We start from the raw sequence: 19,656 nt of genomic DNA on the forward strand, positions 1-19,656 counted from the left end.
TTACTTCTTGAACGGATCGATGGTGACGATCGAACCGTCGGGCCTGAAGGTGAGCTCGGTCATCTTCGCCGATCGCAGGTGGTTGCGGTTCGACAATTGCGTGTCGTGGTAGACCAGCTGCCACGTGTTGCCGACCTTCAGGATCGAATGATGCGTCGTCCAGCCCTGGACCGGTAGCAGGATCTTGCCCTGGTAGCGGAACGGACCAACGGGGCTGGTGCCGGTCGCATAGGCGATGAAGTGCGTGTCGCCGGTCGAATAGGTGAAATAGTATTTGCCGCCGCGCTTGAACATCCACGAGGCTTCGAAGAACCGCCGGTCGTGATCGCCGCCGAGCAACGGCTTGCCGGCTTCGTCGAGGATCACGACGTCGCGCGGCGCCGCAGCGAACTGCTTCATGTCGGGCGTCAGCTTGGCGACCTTGGGCATCAGCGCCGGCTTGTCGTCCTGCTTCAGGTCGGTGTCGCCGGCGCTCGGATCGAACCTGCCGGTCGCCCAGCGCTGCAACTGGCCACCCCAGATGCCGCCGAAATACATGTAGCTCGCGCCGTCGGTATCGGTGAACACCGCGGGATCGATCGAATAGCTGCCCTTGATCGGCATCGGTTCGGCCTTGAACGGGCCGACCGGCGACTTCGACGTCGCGACGCCGATCCGGAAGACGCCCTTGTCGTCACGCGCGGGGATGTAGAGGTAATAGGTGCCGTTCTTGTACGCGGCATCCGGCGCCCAGCTCTGCTTGGAGGCCCAGGGGATATTCTTCACGTCGATCGCGACGGGGTGGACGGTCACCGGCCCGCCGATCCGGTCCATGCTGAGCACACGGTAGTCGTGCATCGCATATTGGGTGCCAAGATCGTCGTCGGGAATGCCGGCGTCGACGTCGTGGCTGGGATAGACGTAGATCTTGCCGCCGAAGACGTGCGCGGACGGGTCGGCGGCGTAGATTTCCCGCGTCAGCGGCTGTGCGCGATATTGCTTGCCGTCGGGGCTGACCATCGAGCCGGTCTTGGGCGGCGTCGACTGCGCGCCCGATATCGTCGCGGTGAGGGCGGTCGCGCCGAGCGCGATAGCGGCGAGTGCGGCGCTGGGGAACGAGCTATTGCGCATTGCGTACAGGTCCTCTCTTTACCGCCTGCTCTCTACGAAGCCTGTCGGTGAATATCGATACCGCTACCATATTCAGGGTATCGCGATTGGGCAAGCGCTGACGATGCACGGCGTGGGATTAAGTCGATCTTCGGCCCGGCCTTCGACCCCGCCCTCACCCGCGTCTTCGCCCACATCTTCAACGTGGTGGGAATCGTGTCGACTTGGTTTGCGGTCTACGATCGTTACGCTAACACCCGTGCAATGACAGATCATTCGCCAGCGCCGACGCGCTCCTCGCGCCGTGGAGGCTCCACTCCCACCATCAGCGACGTGGCTGCGCGCGCCGGCGTTTCACCGATGACCGTATCGCGTGTCATCAACGGCGAAACCAACGTGCGGCCCAAGACGCGCGAAACCGTGAACGCGGCGATCGCAGCGCTGAACTACGCGCCCAATCCGGCGGCGCGCAGCCTGGCCGGGGCAGGGCAGACTCGCATCGGACTGTTGTACAGCAACCCCAGTGCGGGGTTTCTTAGCGAGTTCCTGCTCGGCAGCCTGGAACAGGCGAGTCGCCGCGACGTGCAGATCGTCGTGGAGAAGTGCGAACTCGGCGATCACGAACTCGAGGTGACCCGGCACCTGATCGACGGCGGTATCGACGGCGTCATCCTGCCGCCGCCGCTGTGCGAGGCGGCCGGCGTGCTCGACCTGCTCGCCAAGGCCGGGATCCCGGCGATCGCGGTTGCGACCGCGATGCCGCTGGCGGACCAGTTGGCGATCGGGATCGACGATCGCGAAGCCGCGTCGATGATGACGCAGCACATCATGGAACTCGGCCATCGGCGGATCGGCTTCATCACCGGCGACCCCAACCTGTCCGCCAGCGGCCAGCGTTACGCGGGCTATACCGCCGCGCTCGAGCAGGCGGGATTGCCGCTCGATCCGACGCTCGTCGCCGAGGGGCTGTTCACCTATCGCTCAGGGCTCGATGCGGCCGAGCAACTGCTGGCGCTCGATAATCCGCCGACCGCGATCTTCGCGTCCAACGACGACATGGCGGCGGCAACGGTCGCGATCGCGCATCGCCGGGGCATCGACGTACCGGGCGACTTGACGGTGTGCGGATTCGACGACACGACCCTGTCGACGGCGATCTGGCCTGAGCTAACGACCATTCATCAGCCGATCGCGGATATGGCACGCGCTGCGGTCGACCTGCTGGTCACGGCAATCCGGCAGTCGGGCAGTGGGGCCAGGATCGAGCGTCACCAGACGCTGGATTTCACGCTGATCCGGCGACAGTCGGATGCCGCGCCCCGCCTGCGCCCGCGCGCCAGCCGCACTTGACGCGGTCGCCAGAATTGATAGCGATACCATAGAGACGCGGATCGGCCGATCGATACCAGCGCCATCGTTGAGGATTGGGTGTGATCAGACTGACGCTAGATCCGTCCCGCGCGTCGACCGGTTCAGGGTCGTCTCGCACGGCCGTCTGCGATCCGCAGCAGCGCTGCGCCAGCGATAATCGCGCGCATGATCGACGTTCAAGATGCGCTCCAGCGCGTGGTCTCCGGCTCTGCCATGACCCGCGCATCGCCAAGCAACACGTACAAATCAGCCGATAACAGCGGCGTTTAGGAGGGGTTATGACGCAGACTATCAGAGGTGCCGGCACAGGCGCGGGCGGATCGGCGGTGAACTACGGTTTCATCACCGCGATCGTCGCCGTCGCCACCATCGGCGGGTTCATGTTCGGCTATGATTCGGGCGTGATCAACGGAACGCAGAAGGGGCTCGAGGCCGCATTCGCGCTCGGACGGCTCGGGATCGGCGTCAACGTGGGCGCGATTCTGGTCGGTTCGGCGATCGGTGCGTTCGGCGCCGGGCGTCTGTCCGACGCGATCGGCCGCCGCAGCGTCATGATGCTGTCGGCAGTGCTGTTCCTGATCTCCGCAATCGTCGCAGGCGCGGCAGGCTCGTCGGCGATCTTCATCCTGGCGCGTATCATCGGCGGGCTTGGCGTCGGCGCGGCTAGCGTCACGTCGCCGGTCTACATCTCGGAAGTCACGCCGGCCGCGATCCGCGGGCGGTTGTCCAGCGTCCAGCAGGTTATGATCATCTCGGGCCTGACCGGTGCGTTCGTCGCGAATTTCGCGGTCGCGCGTTATGCCGGCGGATCGACCGCCGAGTTCTGGCTTCACCAGTCGGCCTGGCGCTGGATGTTCTGGTTTCAGGCGATCCCGGCGCTGGTCTATCTCATCGCGCTGACGGTCATTCCGGAGAGCCCGCGGTTCCTGGTCGCAAAGGGTCGCGAGGAGCAGGCGCGGACCGTCCTGACCCGCCTGTTCGGCCGCGAAGAGGCCGATCGCAAGGTGATCGAGATCCGCAATTCGCTCGCCAAGGATCATCACAAGCCCAAGCTGTCCGACCTGCTCGACAAGACCACCGGCAAGGTTCGCCCGATCCTGTGGGCGGGCATCGGCCTCGCGATCTTCCAGCAGTTCGTCGGCATCAACGTCGTGTTCTATTACGGCGCGGTGCTGTGGGAGGCGGTCGGCTTTACCGAGGACAACGCGCTCCAGATCAACATCCTGTCGGGCGTCCTGTCGATCGCGGCGTGCCTGTTCACGATCGCCACCGTCGACAAGATCGGTCGCAAGCCGCTGCTGCTCGTCGGGTCGGCCGGCATGGCGGTCACGCTGGCGATCGTCGCCTATGCGTTTTCGACCGCCGTCACCGATGCGGCCGGCGCGGTCAGCCTGCCGGGGCATAACGGCCTGATCGCATTGATCTCCGCCAACCTCTACGTCATCTTCTTCAACGCAAGCTGGGGCCCGGTGATGTGGGTGATGCTCGGCGAGATGTTCCCGCAGCAGATCCGCGGCTCCGGCCTGGCGGTTGCGGGCTTCGCACAGTGGATCGCGAATGCCGCGATTTCGGTGAGCTTCCCCGCGCTGGCGGTCTCGCCTGGCCTTGCTGTTACCTATTTCGGGTACGCGTTCTTCGCGGCGGCTTCGTTCTTCTTCGTGAAGGCGATGGTCAACGAAACCCGTGGCCGCGAGCTCGAGGATATGGAGGGGTAATCGAGACGGGAGGGCCGCGGCCCTCCCGTTTCTTTCTCGGGAGCGTATCCAGTCGACGGCCCATCCGGGATCTGAGCGATGGTCAGGCTGGTCCGACGTCCCGCAGGACGCGGTGTTGTAAATTGTCACGGCGTGGCTGACATGGATCAAACCGTTAAGGATTGACGCTTATCGACTGTCCCGAAAGGGAAAACCGTGCGGGACTATGTAGAGAAGGCGCGACTCGACGCGCTGCATCAACTCAAGCTGCTCGATACGCCGTCGAGCGAGAGTTTCGATCGCATCACGCGCATGGCCAGCCAGATCTTCAACTTGCCGGTAGCGGCCGTGTCGCTGACCGATCGCGATCGACAGTGGTTCAAATCACGCGTCGGTATCTCCCACGATTCGATCTCGCGGAGCAAGGCTCCGTGCTCGCAGGTTGCCGAATCGACCAGCCCGCTGGTGATCGAGGATTTCCAAACCGACAGCTTTTACGCCGACAGTCCTTTGGGTATTGCCGGTACCCGCTTCTATGCCGGAGCGCCGCTGGTCACGAGTGACGGCTACGGCCTTGGATCGCTCTGCGTGCTCGGCACCGAGCCACGAAAGGCGTCCCCAGCGGAGATGGCCGCACTGATCGATCTTGCGGCGATGGTGATGGCGCAGATCGAGCTGCAGCATGCCTTTGGCCGGGTCGATCCGGTGAGCGGCATGCCCAACCGCAATCAGTTTCGCGACGACCTGCTCGATCTGACGCGGGATCATCACGGCGAGCCTCGGCTGCTGGTCTTCGTCGACCTGGCGCGCGACGATCAGATCAACCGGATATTGCGCGCGATGGGCGGGGCGCGGATCGATGAATTGATTCGTGAGGCCGCCCGGGCGATCCGCCGCGCGCTCGATTCCACGCGGATCGCGTATCATGTCGGGGCGGCGCAATTCGCCTTTCTCGGCCCGGTCGGTGTCGATCAGGACGCGTATATGGTGGACCTGCAATCGAGTTTCGCCGCGATCCGGGCATCGTCGTCGTCGCGGTTCGTGACCAACGTCGCGATCGGCGTTCGATCCTTCACGCTCGGCCATGTGTCGGCCGACGACGTGCTGCGCGCAGCCGCAAGCGCGGCGCAGGATGCCCGGAGCACGGATGGTGCGATCGCGATATATTCGCCCGAGAGCGATATCGCGCATCGCCGTCAGTATCGCCTGCTGCAGGACTTCGGAGCGGCACTCGAAGCGGGCGACCAGCTTCGGCTGGTGTTCCAACCGCGTATCGAACTTGCGACGCGGCGGTGCGTCGGCGTCGAGGCGCTGGTGCGGTGGCGTCATCCGCTGCTCGGCGAAATATCCCCGGCCGAATTCATCCCGATCATCGAACAGACGTCGCTTGCCCGGCCGACCACGCAGTGGGTGCTGGACGCGGCGATGGACCAGCTCGTCACCTGGAACGAGGCCGGCGTGTTCGTCGCGATCTCGGTCAATATTTCTGCGGCCAATCTCGAGGAAGCGGACTTGATCGAGCGCGTCCAGTTGGCGCTCATGCGGCGTAAGCTGCGCCCCGACCAGCTCGAGATCGAGCTGACCGAGAGTGCGATCATGGACCATCCCGACAAGGCACTGGCGATGCTGGCCGAACTCGCGGCGGCCGGGATCTGCCTGGCGATCGACGACTTCGGGACGGGGCATAGCAGTCTCGCGTATTTGCAGAGGTTGCCGGCCCAGGTCGTCAAGATCGACCAGGCGTTCGTACGCAACCTCCGCGCACCGTCCGGCCCGGACTTCGTCCTCGTCGAAACGATGATCGGGTTGGCGCAGCAGCTGGGCTACCGGGTCGTCGCGGAGGGCGTCGAAACCGAGGAAGCGGCCGACGTGCTGGTCCAGATCGGATGCGAGGAGGCCCAGGGCTTCCTGTTCGCGCGGCCGATGGAGCCGGCGATGTTCGTTACGTGGCTATCGGAGCGGGCACCGGGCGCCACGCCGATCACAAGCGCCGCCTGAACCGACGGTCACAGTCCGCGCCACCGAAGTGGGGCGGGCAGGTCGAAGGCTGCATAATCGACCTGGAGTACGCGTCGGCGACGGGGTGGATCGGCTGCGCGCGAACCGTGAACGATCGGCGTCGCGTAGAGCCAGACGTCGCCGCGGTTAGCGATGCACAGGCGCTCGCCATGGTCGTCGACGATTTGCTTGATGCTCGCCTCGGGCAGGCGGCCGAGCCGGTGCGATCCGGGAACGATGCGGAGCGGCGCATTCGTCGCGTCGACCGGGTCGAGATGGACGCGGATCGTGACCATCCGCTCCAGAGTCGCAAAGGGCGGTTCGACTTGGGTCAGGCCGGCCTTTACCGTCCAGGGACCGAAGCCGTCGAGGTCGGTGCGCTGCTCGACGACGATCGTGCGATCCTGATGCCAGCCAAGCGCCCAATTTCGCGCCGCCGTCTTGTCGAATAGTACCGCCCGGACGGGGCGTGCGTCGCGGCCCAGCGCCGATGCGGCGATGCTGCCGACGATACCGTCCGCGGCGAGCATCGTGCGCAGGGCAGGGGCCGCGCCAATCCTCACGCCCGGGACGTCGCGTGGTAAACCCGCAATCGCCTGTTCGATCGCCCGGCATGCGGCGGGATCCAGCGCTCCCGCAAAGATCTGCGCGCCGTCTTCGTCGACGCGCAGATCGGTATCGTGCGTAGCAGCCGCTGCGATCATGTGATCAGGCCGGTGTGCTGCCCGATCCACCATTGAGGGTGGCTGGCTGTTTGTGGGTATTGGTGGCCGGGTTTCGTGCGGAACTTGCGTCCGCGCCGCTGCCGGCGAGCATGCCGTTCAGCGAGCTGCCGGTCATGCCGAGTTCCGCCATCAGACCATCGATCAGCGGGCCGCCGACGCGGTAGCGCATCGCCGCGGCGACGGCTGCGTCGGCGAGGTTGCCCTGGCCTGCGCCACCGCCCGCTGCGCCATCGCTGCCGCCGTCACCGTGCAGCCCTCTCGCGTCGACGATGCTGATCTTGTCGATATTCTCCATCGGCTTGCTGGCCGCGGCGATGATCCCGGGCAGCGCTTCGAGCATCGCGCGGCGGATCAGCAACGCGGTTTGCGCGTCGCTCAGCAGGTTGGTCGCTTCGTTGAGCGATGCCTGACCAGCGGCGTCGACCTTGAAGGCCGCCTCGCGCCCTTCCGCTCGCGCCTTCTCGGCATCGGCTTCGGCAGTCGCTTCGGTGCGCAAGGCACTGGCGCGAGCCTCGGCGGCTTCCTTTTCGGCGGTCGCGGCGACGGTGATGCCGACCGCTTCTTCCTGCGCGCGCTGGGTGGCGGCGATCACCGCGACGTTCTTGTTGCGGTTGGCGATCTCGGTTGCCTTGGCGGTCGCGACGCTCTCCTCGGCCCGGACAGCAAGTGCGCGCGCTTCGTTGGCGGCGGCCGTCGCAGTCGATTCCTCCTCGGACTTCTGTGCGGTCTGCACGGCCGTCGTGATGCGCGCGATCTCGATGGTGCGGTCGCGTTCGATCGTCGCGGTCTGGATCGCGCCGTCGCGGGCGATCGTCGCGGTCTGAATCACCTTGTCCGCCTCGGTCTGCGCAACGGTCTGCGCCTGGGTCGCGGTGATCCGCGCGATCTCGGCAAGGCGGGTCTGTTCGGCCTCTGCGGTAGCGATCGCGGTCGCCTGTTCCGCACGCCGGGCGGACAGCGTCTGCTCCTGGGTAAGGCGCGCCTGTTCCGCGGCTTGAGCGATCTCGAGTGACTGGTTGTTCGCGTCGAGGTTACGCTGCTCGATCTCGACGCGGTTGGTGGCGACGATGTCGTTGCGGATTTTCTTGCGCTCCTCGATCGTCCGCGTGAGCACGGTCAGCCCCTCAGCATCGAACGCGTTGTTCTCGTTGAAATGCTCGAACGCGGTCTGATCGAAATGCGTGATGCTGACGGACTCGAGCTGGAAGCCGTTCATGTCCAGATCGGTCATCAGCGCCTCCTGCACCTTCTGGATGAAGTCGGCGCGGTTGGCGTGGAGGTGCTCCATCGTCATCGTCGCGGCGACCGAGCGCAGCGCGGAGACGAGCTTGCCGTCGAGCAGCGACTTTACCGCGTCGGGGCTGTTGACCGAATCGCCGAGCGTCTGCGCGGCGGCGGCGATCGATTCCGCGTCGGGCTTCACCTTGATGTGGAACAATCCGACGACGTCGACGCGCAGCTTGTCGAGCGTGATCAGCGCGTCCTTGTTAAGACGCGACACCTCCAGCTTCACGGTCGTCAGGCGGACCTGCATCAGTTCGTGGAGCACCGGGATGACCATGATGCCACCGTTGAGCACGACCTTCTCGCCGCCGAAGCCGGTGCGGATCAGCGCGACGTCCTTCGTCGCGCGGCGGTAGAGCCGGGTCAGGATGATGCCGATCACCACCAATGCGAACAGCACGATGCCGGCGTAGATCAGGACGTTCAGAAGCTGTGCGGGCATGAAACCCTCCCCGGTTATGATTGTGATCAGATCGACTGCAGAAGCGCGTTGGCGTCGGGCAGCGCGTAGAAGAGTTTGCCGTCGCGGCGGACGATCAGCGCGGTCTCGCCGGTGGCGATGGCGTCGTGATCGTCGTGCGGCTCGACCATGATGAAATGCGCCTGGCCGTGCTGGTCGACGATCTTCGCGCGGGCCGGCGATCCGCGGCGGGCGGTGCCCTCCAAGATCGTACCGCGGCGGCGGAGAAAGTCGTCGGTCGAGATCACGCTGGTTTCGAAGCCCGGCATGATCCGGGCGAGGCCGTTGGCGGCGAGCGTGTTGAGCAGGCTGCCCGCGATCAGCGCGCCTCCCGAGGCGAGCCCCCAAGGGAGCGGACCGCCGGTGAGTGCCACCGCGCCCTGCTGGATCGCGATCCCGGCCAGCGTGAAACAGCCAAGCAATGATGTCAGCCAGATCAGAATGGGCAGTTCGTGACCGAGCCCCAGCCAGTCGAGCATGCCGCCGCTATCGGCTTCGGCATGGACGTCCGCGTGGAGATCGAGATGACCGAGGCCGAGGCCGATCGCCTCGATCAGCCCGATCCCGATCATCACGACGAACGCGATCGCGAACGGCGCGTAGGCGGGCGTCAGGAAGATGGCGAACATATGCCGTGGCGCTGGTGGGGGCTCTCGATCTGCATCGGCCCTTGGGTAGCGGACAGACGACAACGCTTCGTTACGAAACCCCGTCCAATCCGGTCTTTGCCCTCCATGCGATCGATGCCCCCCGGAGCGAGGCTAGGCCTACGCCGACGCAACCGCAACGCGGGCAGCGGGAAACCGACCGGGTTTGGATTCAACACCTGATCCGCACGCCGACCGGACGCGGATTTCCGCGTGCTGATGGCTTGGCGGGCCAGGCGTGATAGGGCGGCCGCCATGTCAAACATTCGAAGCACTACCGGTACCGTCGATGTCGATGGCCTCAAATACGACTGGCAACTCCAGCGCGAGCCGCAATGGTCGGATGGCGATGGTTGGAAGGGGATGACGATCTGCCTGCTGCAGAAGGATACCCAACGGGAGGCATTGATGGAATTTCCTGCCCCGAAGCGCTTGTTGAAGGGGCTGCCGCGGGGGCGTCTCCAGATCGACGATGCAACCGTTTCTCGGAGCGTTCGTGCAGCGCTGGCGGCGGGGTGGGAGCCGATGTCGCGCGGCAAGCCGATGGTCTTCACGGTAGATGCCGAAGGCAACTGAGGTATCCGTCCGGCCTGAGGGGCGAACGCGCCAGCGGGATTGCCTTACGCTAGCCGGGATGCTGAAACGGAGGTGATCGACGCATCGACGACTGCACTTATGTCTCGGGGTGGGGCGCGATCCAACCGTGGGGCATAGTTTGAACGATCATCGCAAACCGGTCCAGGCGCGATCGCGCAAGACCTATGATGCGCTCCTCGATGCGACCGGGCATCTGCTGGGCGAAGTGGGTATCGAGCGGATTTCGACGAACATGATCTGCGAACGTGCGGGGGCAACTCCGCCGGCGCTGTATCGCTATTTCGACGACAAATACGCCATCATCGCCACCTTGGCGCAGCGCCTGCTGCTCCGGCAGAATGTCGCGCTCGAAAACTGGGTTTCCCGGTATCGCGATGCCGGACTCGATACCCTCGCGGACAAGACCGTCGAACTGTTGCGGACGATGCATGCCATCACCGGTAGTGAGCCGGGCGCATTGTGGATCATGCGATCGCTGCATGCCGTGCCGAGCCTCACCCACATCCGGCTTCAGTCGCATAATCTGGTCGCGGACGCCCTGACCGACCTTTACTGGCGTTATCTTCCCCACGTCGATCGTGCCTTGCTGCGGCGGCGGGTCCGGCTGTCCGTCGAGTTCGCGTATTCGATCGACGAGATGCTGAAAGAGGAGGATGTCGACCCCGAAGCGACCTTCGATGATGCTGGTTTCGTGTTCAAAGCGATGTTCACGTATCCGGAGTATCGCGTGCCCGCCAACGCGGACCAATAACCGAAGCCAAACTGCACGATTGTAATAATACACGCGAAAAACCGTCATATAAACGATATCAACCGCTATCATATGCGCGCCAACACCTTCTCGGTTGGGGCTGACCATGACCTGTACGTTCGTATCCCGCACGGCCCTGGCGGTCGCGCTCGCTGCCGCGATGCCAAGCGCCACTGCCCTCGCGCAGTCGGCCCCCAAGGCCGCCGACACTGGGTCGAAGACCGAGACCGCCGTCCCGGACGCAACGAACGGCGACGACATCGTCGTGACCGGACGGGCGGGTACCGGCGGCCAGCGCAAGGTCGAGACGAGCTATGCGATCTCGACGATCTCCGATGCCGACCTGCGCCTGCGCGCGCCCATCGGCGTTGCCGAGGCGCTGAAACAGGTGCCGGGGTTCTACAGTACGCCGACCTCGGGCGAAGTCAGCGCCGGGGTTCGCGTCCGCGGCATTCCGAGCGACGGGTTCGGGACCGTCGCGCTACTCGAGGACGGCATTCCGATCCAGGGCGATCCGGGCCTTGGCTGGCTGAACGGCGACCAGTCGCTGCGCATCGACCAGACGGTCGAGCGCATCGAAGTCGTGCGGGGCGGCCCGTCGGCGATCTTCTACTCCAATGCGCCGGGCGCGGCGATCAACTTCATCACCCGCAAGGGCGGCGATACGCTCGAAGGGACGGCGCGCTACGAGGCGTCGAGCTACAATTCGCACCGGCTCGACGGCTGGATCAGCGGGCCGATCGGCTCGACCGGCTGGAACTTCCTGACCGGCGGCTATTACCGGCTGTCCGACGGACCGCATAATTCCGGGTTTACCCAGGACAAGGGCGGGCAGTTCCGCGCCAATGTTTCGCACGACTTCGATCGCGGATCGGTGACGTTCGGCGTCAAGCGGATCGACGAGACCGTCGGCTATTGGGGTGGCGGGGTCTACACCACCGATCGTAGCGGCGACGTGATCAGCGTGCCTGGCCTCAACAATTCGAAGGACAATATCGCCGGGCCGGACACCCAGTATTTCGACTTCCGTACGCCCACCGGGTCCAAACGCTTCGACAATTCCGTCGGCACCACCGTCCGCCTGACGCAACTCAGCTTTCAGGCCGATTATGCCCTGACCGATGCGATCAAGGTCCAGCAGAACATGCGGTACCGCGACAGCTTCACGCAGCGTAACAGCGTTACGCCCTATTCGGTCGCCTCCGCATCGGCGTTCCTGAAGACCAACTACGGCAAGGCGGCCAACGCCGCGGCGGGCCAGACGCTCGGCCTGTTCTATCGTGACAGCGGGGCGGCGTTCGATCTCGTCAACCAGAACGGCAACGGTCTCGCGCTCGTCGATCTCGCGCGCACGCACACGGTGCCGTTGAACGAGTTCATCGACGACACCCGCATCGTCGGCAAGCTCGATTTCCTCGGCAAGCACGACCTGGCGATCGGGTTCTACTACGCGCATGAGGACGAGCAATATGGCGCGCTGAGCGCATCGGTGCTGACCGACGTGAAGCACCATGCCGAGGCGCTCGACGCCTATCTGCTCGACGCGCGGGGCAACAAGATCTCGGCATTCACCGAGAACGGCGTGCTCGGCTATGGCGCGGAATATGCCGATGCCAACGGCAAGTCCGACAACGTCGCCGTCTATGCCAGCGACGAATGGCAGATCACGCCGAAGTTCCGGCTCGACGGCGGCGTCCGCTACGAACAGATCAAGACGACCGGCAATGTCGAGGGTACGCAGAAGGTCAATCTGGGCCAGAGTCCGACGGCCGCCGACGATTCCGTGGGCGTCGGCACCGGGGTTTTCACGCCATTCTCGCGCAGATATGACGGCTTCGCCTACACAGCGGGCGCGAATTATCAACTGCAGCCCTATGTCGGCGCGTTCGTCCGCTACACCGACACCTTTCGCCTGCCGGCGGTTTCCAACTTCATCACCAACGCCAATGCGGCGCCGGTCGTCCAGAAGCTGAACATGCTGGAGGGGGGGATCAAATACTCGCGCGGGCCGCTCGACCTCTACGTCACCGGCTTCCGGACGATCTACAACAGTTATGCGATCAGCGACTATCAGACGCTGCCGAGCGGGCTGCTCTCACCGGTGACGGTTTACGGCGACACCAACACCAAGGGTGTCGAGTTCGAGGCGACGATCCGCCCGGTCGCCTGGTTCGATCTGCACGCATCCTGGACCTATCAGGACTCGCGCTTCTCGAAGTTCATCTACACCAACAGCGCGGGTCAGCTGACGGACTATTCGCACCACCGGCTGAACGGCATCCCGGAGAACACCTTCCGTATCACGCCGGGCCTTACCCTGTTCGGCGACCGCCTGCGCCTGCAGGCCGACGTCAATTACAACGGCCAGCTCTATACCGACGTCGCCAACCAGGTCAGCCTGCCATCCTATGTCAGCGTCGACGTGCAGGCGCAGGTCAACGTCACGCCGCAGCTGCAATTCCAGCTGATCGCGCAGAACGTCACCAACACGCTGGGTTTGACCAACGGCAATCCACGCGCCGGAACGATCGACAACAGCGAGGCGGGGCAGGCGGTCTTCATCGGCAGCTCGCTGTACCAGCGCAACGTCCGCGCCGCCGTCACCTATCGCTTCTAAGCCGCCACGCCCGACATCCCGGTTCGAAGGACTTTCGTCATGCTCAATCGTCTCGCGCTCGTCGCGCTCATCCTGTCCTCGTCGGCGCTCGCCGCGCCCGTCGTCGCGCCGCAGATCCCGCCGGTCGCGAGCCTGACCGACGGTGTGTGGCTGAAGGGGGACCTTCACCTCCACTCGCGCCACAGCAAGGATTCGAGCAACAATCCGGAAGCGAAGATCATCCGCTTCGCCGAGAATGCCGGGTTCGATTACATCGCGATCACGGATCACGACAATCATGTCGACGGCGACGTCGCGCACAACACCTGGACCGATCCGGAGTTCAAATCCAAGTCGGTGATCCTGCTGTACGGCGCCGAATGGACCACCGATCGCGGCCACGGCAACGTCTTTTCCGCCAAGCCCTATGATCACCAGCGCCTCTACGACGTCCGCGACGAGCGCGACGCCAAGATCCTGGCGGTGAAGAAGTCGCTCGGCATTCACCTGTCGGCCAACCACCCGAGCGGCAAGGACCATTTCGGCTTCTCCTACGACATGGTCGATTCGGTCGAGGTCTGGAACTCAGCCTCCTGGCCGCAGAACGCGGCGGCGATGATGATCTGGGACGACATGCTGCGGTCGGGCCGCAAGCTCACCGGCCGCGGCGGCAGCGATTCCCATCACGGCGTGCCCGACACGCCGGCACAGACGGTGGCGAACAGCATCCAGGCGACCGCCAATTACGTCGGGACGCCGACCACCTGGGTGTTCGCCAAGAATCGCTCGGGTCAGGCCGTGGTCGACGCGCTGACCAACGGCCGCGTATCGGTCAGTGCCAACCCCGACGACCCGCGGGTCGAACTGCGCGCCGATGTCGATGGCGACGGGCGGATGGACATGATGATGGGCGACAACGCCGTGGCCAGCGGCAAGCCGGTGACGTTCCAGGCCAAGATGGTCGGCGGCGGCATCAAGGGTGCCGCGTATCACATCAAGGTGATCAAGAACGGAGAGGATCTCGGGGCATATTATACCGATCCGGCAACCGGAACGGCGAGCTTCACCGACACGCCGGCCGTGCAGGGCCGCACCTATTACCGCGTCGTCGTCGAAGGACCGCAGACGCCCTATCCGCAGGTACCCAATTCGATGGCGCTGGCCGGCAACATGGTAGCGCTGTCCAACCCGGTGTTCTTCAACTTCAATCCGAAGTTCTAGATCAGGATGTACGGGCCCGGCTTGACGCGCGACGACCGGCGTGTCGTCACGTTTCATGCCGAGCCCGCTCGCTGGTTACCCAGGCTCTATCAGTAGTTTGCGCCTGAGTTACAAACCCAAGGACAGGGTAACGCGGAACCGGTTGTCTTCGCTGGCACCGCCGATGCTCCCGGAATAGCCGGACGTGATCGTCAGTCGCTCGGCCGGCTGCCAGGCAAGATCGAGCGACACGAGTGCAGCGTCGCGCGACAGTGGCGCACCGGAGACCTGGAAAGCCTGTCCGCCACTGGCGAACTGGACCAGTGAGCGTGGTGCGACGTCGTCCAGCGCATGCTGCCAGCCGATCCGCGACCGCGCGCTGAGGCCTTCGGTGATCGGCGTCTGGCCGCGTATGCCCAGCGTGGTCAGCGTGAACGTTTCCCTGGTACCGCGCCCGATCAACGCCACCGCGCTGCTCGTCTCGGCGAAACCATCGGTGTGGACGCGGTAGTGTTCGATCCCCGCGAAAGGCTCGACTGTTCCGCCGAACATCGCTGCAGGCAGCCCAGCTTCGACAAACCCATGCAGTACGTCGCCGTCGTATTTCGATCGCGAGACCGCCGCGAAGCCAGGGAAGGCGATGCCCCTCGTGACGTCGGCGTTGGTCCAGGCATAGCCGACTGCGGTGCGCAGCGCGACCGGACCGAGCACGCCGCCCGCATAGCCGAGCACCTGTTTGGTTTCGACTTCCGCGTCGCTACCGCGCGTCGCGATCGACAGGTCGGTGCGGGTGTACCCGCCGGCGACACCCAATCGGGCGCCGTCGAGCGCCACGTCGACGCCGGCGAAGGCGGCGTGGCCGGAGCGGGTGGCGCGCGCAGCGGTGCTCTCGCCGTCGTCGGAACCGCTCTGCCCGACCATCTGGCCCCAGATTCCGCTGGCATTGTCGGGCTCGAGCAGGCGGTTACGCGTCGCCTCCTCGCCGGTCTGCGCGCCACGCAGCATCGTCGTGCGGACGGTCGCATGGACTTCGCCCGACAGGTCGTCGAACGCATCGCGCACGACCACATCGTCAGGCACCAGCGTCAGCGCGGCATAGGCGGCGTTACCGACACCGAGCGCTGCAAAGGCGGGCGCGACCGCGGCCTGGTTGCGCGTCGAGGCCAGTCCGGACAGCGAAGACGCCGTGCGCGCGACGGCGACGGCGATCGCGGTGTTGCTCTGGAGCGTCCGAAACTCGGTCCCGGCTGTCGGTACCTGAACGACGGTATAGGCACCGGTAATGCCGCCATCCGCCGTCAGCAGCGTGTACCGGCTACCGACCGTATAGGCACCGCCGTCGCGCGTGACGGTCAGGATGGCACCGCTGGCCAGCGTCGCCGTGCCACCGACGACGATGCGGTCCGACAGCCCGGCCGCACTCGTCTCGGCGAGATAGGTCGATCCGCTCGCCTGGGCGAAATTGCCGGTGACCGCGATCGTGCCGGGGCTGTTGCCCGGTGCGACCGTTCCGCCGGTCGCGACCACCAGACCGGCGATCGTGCCGACACCGCCGAGGGTCGCGCCATTGCCGACCGTGACGGCGGTGGGGAGCGAGCCGGCAAGGACGAGGCGTCCGGCGTTAATTGCAGTAGCTCCGGTGAACCCGCTTTGACTGCCGAGCGTGAGCGCGCCGCTGCCGATCTTGACGAGCTGTCCCGTGCCGGTCAACGCGAGTGCGGCGGTACCGTCGAGACGCTGGTCGAATACGAGCGTGCCGGCGTTGGCGATGCCACCCGTCAGCGTGGTCGCGTCGCCGATCAGGCTGGCAGTGCCGGCAATCGTGGTGCCGTTCGCGTAGGTCGAGGGTGCGGTCAGCGTCCAGGAGCCGGTATTGACCGCGAGCGCCTCGAAGCCGGTCGTCGCGCCGAAACTGCCGCCATTGCCGCCCAGATTGACACGGTCGATTCCGGCGCCGCCAACGACGGTGCCGGTGATGATCGATCCGCTCAGGATGTTGAGCGTGTCGTTGCCATCGCCCATGTCGATCGCACCCGCGCTGCCACCGGTGATCGTGCCCGAATTGGTGATCGTGTCGTTGAACGCCCCGACGAACGTGATCGCACGGCCGGCGCCGCCACGGATCGTGCCGGCGTTGCCGATGGTCGTCGCACCATCTGCGACGCCACCCGCATTGGTGTCATGATTGATCAGGATGCCGGTCCCTGCACCGAAGATCGTCGCGTTGGCGGTGTTGACGATCGTGCCGCCGCCCATCGCGATGCCCTCCGCGCTGTTGGCACGGCCGCCGGAATCGACGCCGTTCGCGCTGAGGCCCTGGATCGTGCCGCTGTTGGTCACCGAACCGATGAAGTCGATATCGACGCCGTCGCCATCGCCGTTGATCGCCACGCCGTCCCATCGGCCGGTGATCGTGCCGCCGTTGACGACCGCACCGGTGCCGTCCGAGCCGACGCCTGACCCGTTGCGGCCAAGGATCGTACCGGCGTTGTTGATCGTCACCGTCGCGTCGCTGGTGATGCCGTGGCGCAGGCCGGAGATCGTGCCGCTCGCCTGGTTGTTGACGACGCCCGAGCGCGCCTGCCAGTCGATCCCGTCATAGCTGTTGTTGGCGGGACCATCGGAGAAGATCAGCCCGGCGTTGGTGACGATCGCGCCCTGGCCGGGACGGATCGCATCCTGCCCGAACGACTGGATGATTCCGGTGCTGGTGTTGATGATCTCGATCGACGAACCGTTGGCGATCGCGTCGAAGTCGATCGCCTGGCCGCCATTGGTCGAGCGGATCGTACCCGAATTGCGGATCGACACGTTCGCGCCGCGCGGGTTGCCGGCGATGCGGATAGCGTCGTTCGCACTTTCGATCAGTGCGCCGGCCTCGTTGCCGATGTTGAGGTTGATGAGGCCGGTCGTCGAGAGATCTATCGCGCGGCCATTGGCGTTGCGGTTCGATACCGTCCCCAGATTGGTGACGCTGTTGCCGATGAAACCAACGCCCGCCGCACCGGCCACGGTCGCGGCGAGGCTGCTGGTCAGCGTCGCGCCAGTGCCGACATAATAGCCGAACGCGGCCTGCTGCCCCGTCAGCGTCAGCGTGCCCCCGGTGACGTTCAGTCCGCCCGTGAAGGTCTGCGCGCCGATCGACAGATTGCCGGCCCCGGTTTTCGACACCGCACCGTTACCGGAGATCGTACCGGTGTAGGTCGTATTCGTCGCCTCGTTGATGGTCAGCAAGCCGCGCGTGGTGATGCTGCTCTGCGATAGCGTCGCGGCATTGCCGAAGACGGTCGTGCCGCTGCCGACCTCGATGCCGTTGGCATAGGCTTGCGGTCCGGACAGCGTCCAGTCGCCGGTGATCGTCTGCAGCTTCTCGAAATTGACCGCGCCGGCGAAGCTGCCGCCTGTGTTCAATCCGGGAAAGCCGAGGCGGACGGTATCGGTGCCGGCGCCGCCATCGACCGTGCCGGTAATCACCGAACCGCTATCGATGTTGAGGATATCGTCGCCGCCACCCATGTCGATGGCGCCGGCAGTACCGCCGGTGATCGTACCCGAGTTGGTGATCGTGTCCGCAAAGTTGCCGATCAAGGTGATCGCGCGACCCGCACCGCCCGCGATCGTGCCGGCGTTGGTGATGGTCGTCGCACCGTCTGCGACACCGCCCGCATTCGTATCGTGGTTGATCAGGATGCCGTTGCCGGCACCGAAGATCGTCGCGCCCGACGTGTTGACGATCGTGCCGCCGCCCATCGCGATACCCTCGGCACTGTTCGTGCGACCGCCGGAGTCGACGCCGTTCGCGCTGAGGCCCTGGATCGTGCCGCTGTTGGTTACCGAACCGATGAAGTCGATATCGACGCCGTCGCCATCGCCGTTGATCGCCACGCCGTCCCAGCGACCGGTGATCGTGCCGCTATTAACGACCGTACCGGTCCCGTCCGAGCCGATCCCGGATCCGTTGCGGCCGAGGATCGTGCCCGCGTTGTCGACCGTTACCGCAGTGTCGCTCGTGATGCCGTGGCGCAGGCCGGAGATCGTTCCGTCCGCCTGGTTGATGACGCTGCCCGACCGCGCCTGCCAGTCGATCCCATCGTAATTGTTGTTGGCGGGACCATCCGAGATGATCAGTCCGGCATTCGTGACGATCGCGCCCTGGCCGGGACGGATCGCGTCCTGACCGAACGACCGCAGCTCGGCGCCGGCATAGTTGTTGATGATGACCGTCGCGTCGCCCGCAACCGCGTCGAAGTCGAGTGCCTGACCACCGTTGGTAGTGCGGATGATGCCGTAATTGTCCACCCGGATCGTGCCCGACGTCGGTGCGACATTGATGCGGAAGGCGTCGTCCTGCGATTCGACGAGGCCGCCCGCAGCATTGGTCAGCGTGACCGTGCGGGCGTTGCGGGCGCCGGATGCGTTGATCGCGCGCGCGCCGGCCGCAGTCGTGCGGATCGTCCCCGCGTTCGTGATCCGAAGGTCGCTCGAGGCGGTCGACCAGTTGATCGCAGGGTTTGCACCGGGCGCCAGCGTTCCGCCTGCTTCGACGGTGATCGTGTCGGTACCGCCGACGGTTTTCGCGGTGGTGTCGGTCGTGCCCTGACGGACGACGATCGCCTGTTGCGCCGACGATGCGCTCGGGGCGAGACCTGCAACGAGCGTGGCATAAGCGAGTACGTGCAGGCTCGCGCCATTCGATTTCGTCAGCATGTCTTCAATCCCCCGATTGGCCTCGTTAGGCCGAACCGGGTGCTATGCGGGGCACATGATAGATATATGACAATCGGTAATAATTCCGACGATGGTAACGATGTTTCTGTCGCCCAGACCAATGGTCCCATGAGGGTGGTGCAGTCGCCGGACTGTCCGGCGTGTCCAGATCGGCCTGTAAAGCTCGCATCGCTTCGTGGACGTCTTGTGCCGTCGACGTGACCATTTGTCCTGGAACAGGCTTTGGAAGAACTTCGCCGCATAGCCGGACGCCGAAATTGGCCAAATCGCGGAGGTGAACTCGCGTCCGAACGGTTCACCAGTAGAACACGCGCGGTCACGAGCGGATGCTGACGCGGGAACGAACCCGGCACCGGCATCACCTTCGATCGACCGAACAATGCGGGTGCGGTGAAGACGATGCCGCGCCTGCATAGGCCCGATGCGATGCAGTCCCGTATCTTCGATACAGGGAAATTCTCGATCCGTCGCAGACGTAACAAACATGACATGATCGCTGCGCATAGGCGGCCGCAT

12 protein-coding genes are annotated in these 19,656 nt (G+C 65.0%); 7 read left to right on the top strand and 5 right to left on the bottom strand.

What is annotated here, in order from left to right:
* Complete coding sequence (locus U1707_RS08750) at positions 1-1,110, bottom strand: glycoside hydrolase family 43 protein (RefSeq protein WP_332799678.1); 1,110 nt, start codon at positions 1,108-1,110, stop codon at positions 1-3.
* A 243-nt stretch (positions 1,111-1,353) separates the two neighbouring features.
* On the opposite strand from U1707_RS08750, the gene U1707_RS08755 reads away from it, so the two are divergent.
* From U1707_RS08755 to U1707_RS08765, 3 genes are all read left to right on the top strand, one after another.
* Complete coding sequence (locus tag U1707_RS08755; protein ID WP_332799679.1) at positions 1,354-2,439, top strand: LacI family DNA-binding transcriptional regulator; 1,086 nt, start codon at positions 1,354-1,356, stop codon at positions 2,437-2,439.
* A 299-nt stretch (positions 2,440-2,738) separates the two neighbouring features.
* Positions 2,739-4,175 carry a sugar porter family MFS transporter gene (locus U1707_RS08760; RefSeq protein ID WP_332799680.1) on the top strand — a complete coding sequence of 479 codons (1,437 nt, stop codon included), beginning with the start codon at positions 2,739-2,741 and terminating at the stop codon, positions 4,173-4,175.
* 195 nt (positions 4,176-4,370) lie between these two features.
* Positions 4,371-6,152, top strand: coding sequence for a sensor domain-containing phosphodiesterase (locus U1707_RS08765; RefSeq protein WP_332799681.1), 1,782 nt, complete (start codon positions 4,371-4,373; stop codon positions 6,150-6,152).
* A gap of 8 nt (positions 6,153-6,160) precedes the next feature.
* On the opposite strand, the gene U1707_RS08770 is transcribed toward U1707_RS08765, so the two are convergent.
* The 3 genes from U1707_RS08770 to U1707_RS08780 are packed head-to-tail and all read right to left on the bottom strand — an operon-like array spanning position 6,161 to position 9,250.
* Positions 6,161-6,856, bottom strand: a complete 696-nt coding sequence (locus U1707_RS08770; protein ID WP_332799682.1) for a phytanoyl-CoA dioxygenase family protein — start codon at positions 6,854-6,856, stop codon at positions 6,161-6,163.
* 4 nt (positions 6,857-6,860) lie between these two features.
* Positions 6,861-8,603, bottom strand: a complete 1,743-nt coding sequence (locus U1707_RS08775; RefSeq protein WP_332799683.1) for a flotillin family protein — start codon at positions 8,601-8,603, stop codon at positions 6,861-6,863.
* Positions 8,604-8,629: 26 nt separating this feature from the next.
* Complete coding sequence (locus U1707_RS08780; RefSeq protein ID WP_332799684.1) at positions 8,630-9,250, bottom strand: OB-fold-containig protein; 621 nt, start codon at positions 9,248-9,250, stop codon at positions 8,630-8,632.
* A 273-nt stretch (positions 9,251-9,523) separates the two neighbouring features.
* Here U1707_RS08780 and U1707_RS08785 point away from each other — a divergent pair, with 273 nt between their 5' ends.
* The 4 genes from U1707_RS08785 to U1707_RS08800 all read left to right on the top strand — a co-directional run bounded on the left by U1707_RS08785 (position 9,524) and on the right by U1707_RS08800 (position 14,433).
* A complete protein-coding gene (locus U1707_RS08785; RefSeq protein ID WP_332799685.1) occupies positions 9,524-9,844 on the top strand; it encodes a hypothetical protein in 321 nt (106 codons plus the stop codon).
* Positions 9,845-9,983: 139 nt separating this feature from the next.
* Entirely contained in the window at positions 9,984-10,616 is a 633-nt protein-coding gene (locus U1707_RS08790) for a TetR/AcrR family transcriptional regulator (protein WP_332799686.1), read from the top strand.
* Positions 10,617-10,722: 106 nt separating this feature from the next.
* Positions 10,723-13,233: a TonB-dependent receptor gene (locus U1707_RS08795; protein ID WP_332799687.1), complete on the top strand. Its 2,511-nt coding sequence runs from the start codon at positions 10,723-10,725 to the stop codon at positions 13,231-13,233.
* 39 nt (positions 13,234-13,272) lie between these two features.
* On the top strand, positions 13,273-14,433 hold the full coding sequence (locus U1707_RS08800) for a CehA/McbA family metallohydrolase (protein ID WP_332799688.1): 1,161 nt from the start codon (positions 13,273-13,275) through the stop codon (positions 14,431-14,433).
* 108 nt (positions 14,434-14,541) lie between these two features.
* Here the strand turns inward: U1707_RS08800 and U1707_RS08805 are convergent, their stop codons facing one another.
* Entirely contained in the window at positions 14,542-19,119 is a 4,578-nt protein-coding gene (locus U1707_RS08805) for an autotransporter domain-containing protein (RefSeq protein WP_332799689.1), read from the bottom strand.
* Positions 19,120-19,656: the final 537 nt, after the last annotated feature.

This window comes from Sphingomonas sandaracina (assembly GCF_036663695.1).
In the GTDB taxonomy this organism is placed as follows: domain Bacteria; phylum Pseudomonadota; class Alphaproteobacteria; order Sphingomonadales; family Sphingomonadaceae; genus Sphingomonas.

Coding starts and splice junctions, on each gene's coding strand:
- U1707_RS08780 (WP_332799684.1), bottom strand. CDS start 9,250: ATGTTCGCCATCTTCCTGACGCCCGCCTACGCGCCGTTCGCGATCGCG.
- U1707_RS08750 (WP_332799678.1), bottom strand. CDS start 1,110: ATGCGCAATAGCTCGTTCCCCAGCGCCGCACTCGCCGCTATCGCGCTC.
- U1707_RS08775 (WP_332799683.1), bottom strand. CDS start 8,603: ATGCCCGCACAGCTTCTGAACGTCCTGATCTACGCCGGCATCGTGCTG.
- U1707_RS08785 (WP_332799685.1), top strand. CDS start 9,524: ATGTCAAACATTCGAAGCACTACCGGTACCGTCGATGTCGATGGCCTC.
- U1707_RS08770 (WP_332799682.1), bottom strand. CDS start 6,856: ATGATCGCAGCGGCTGCTACGCACGATACCGATCTGCGCGTCGACGAA.
- U1707_RS08760 (WP_332799680.1), top strand. CDS start 2,739: ATGACGCAGACTATCAGAGGTGCCGGCACAGGCGCGGGCGGATCGGCG.
- U1707_RS08800 (WP_332799688.1), top strand. CDS start 13,273: ATGCTCAATCGTCTCGCGCTCGTCGCGCTCATCCTGTCCTCGTCGGCG.
- U1707_RS08795 (WP_332799687.1), top strand. CDS start 10,723: ATGACCTGTACGTTCGTATCCCGCACGGCCCTGGCGGTCGCGCTCGCT.
- U1707_RS08755 (WP_332799679.1), top strand. CDS start 1,354: ATGACAGATCATTCGCCAGCGCCGACGCGCTCCTCGCGCCGTGGAGGC.
- U1707_RS08805 (WP_332799689.1), bottom strand. CDS start 19,119: ATGCTGACGAAATCGAATGGCGCGAGCCTGCACGTACTCGCTTATGCC.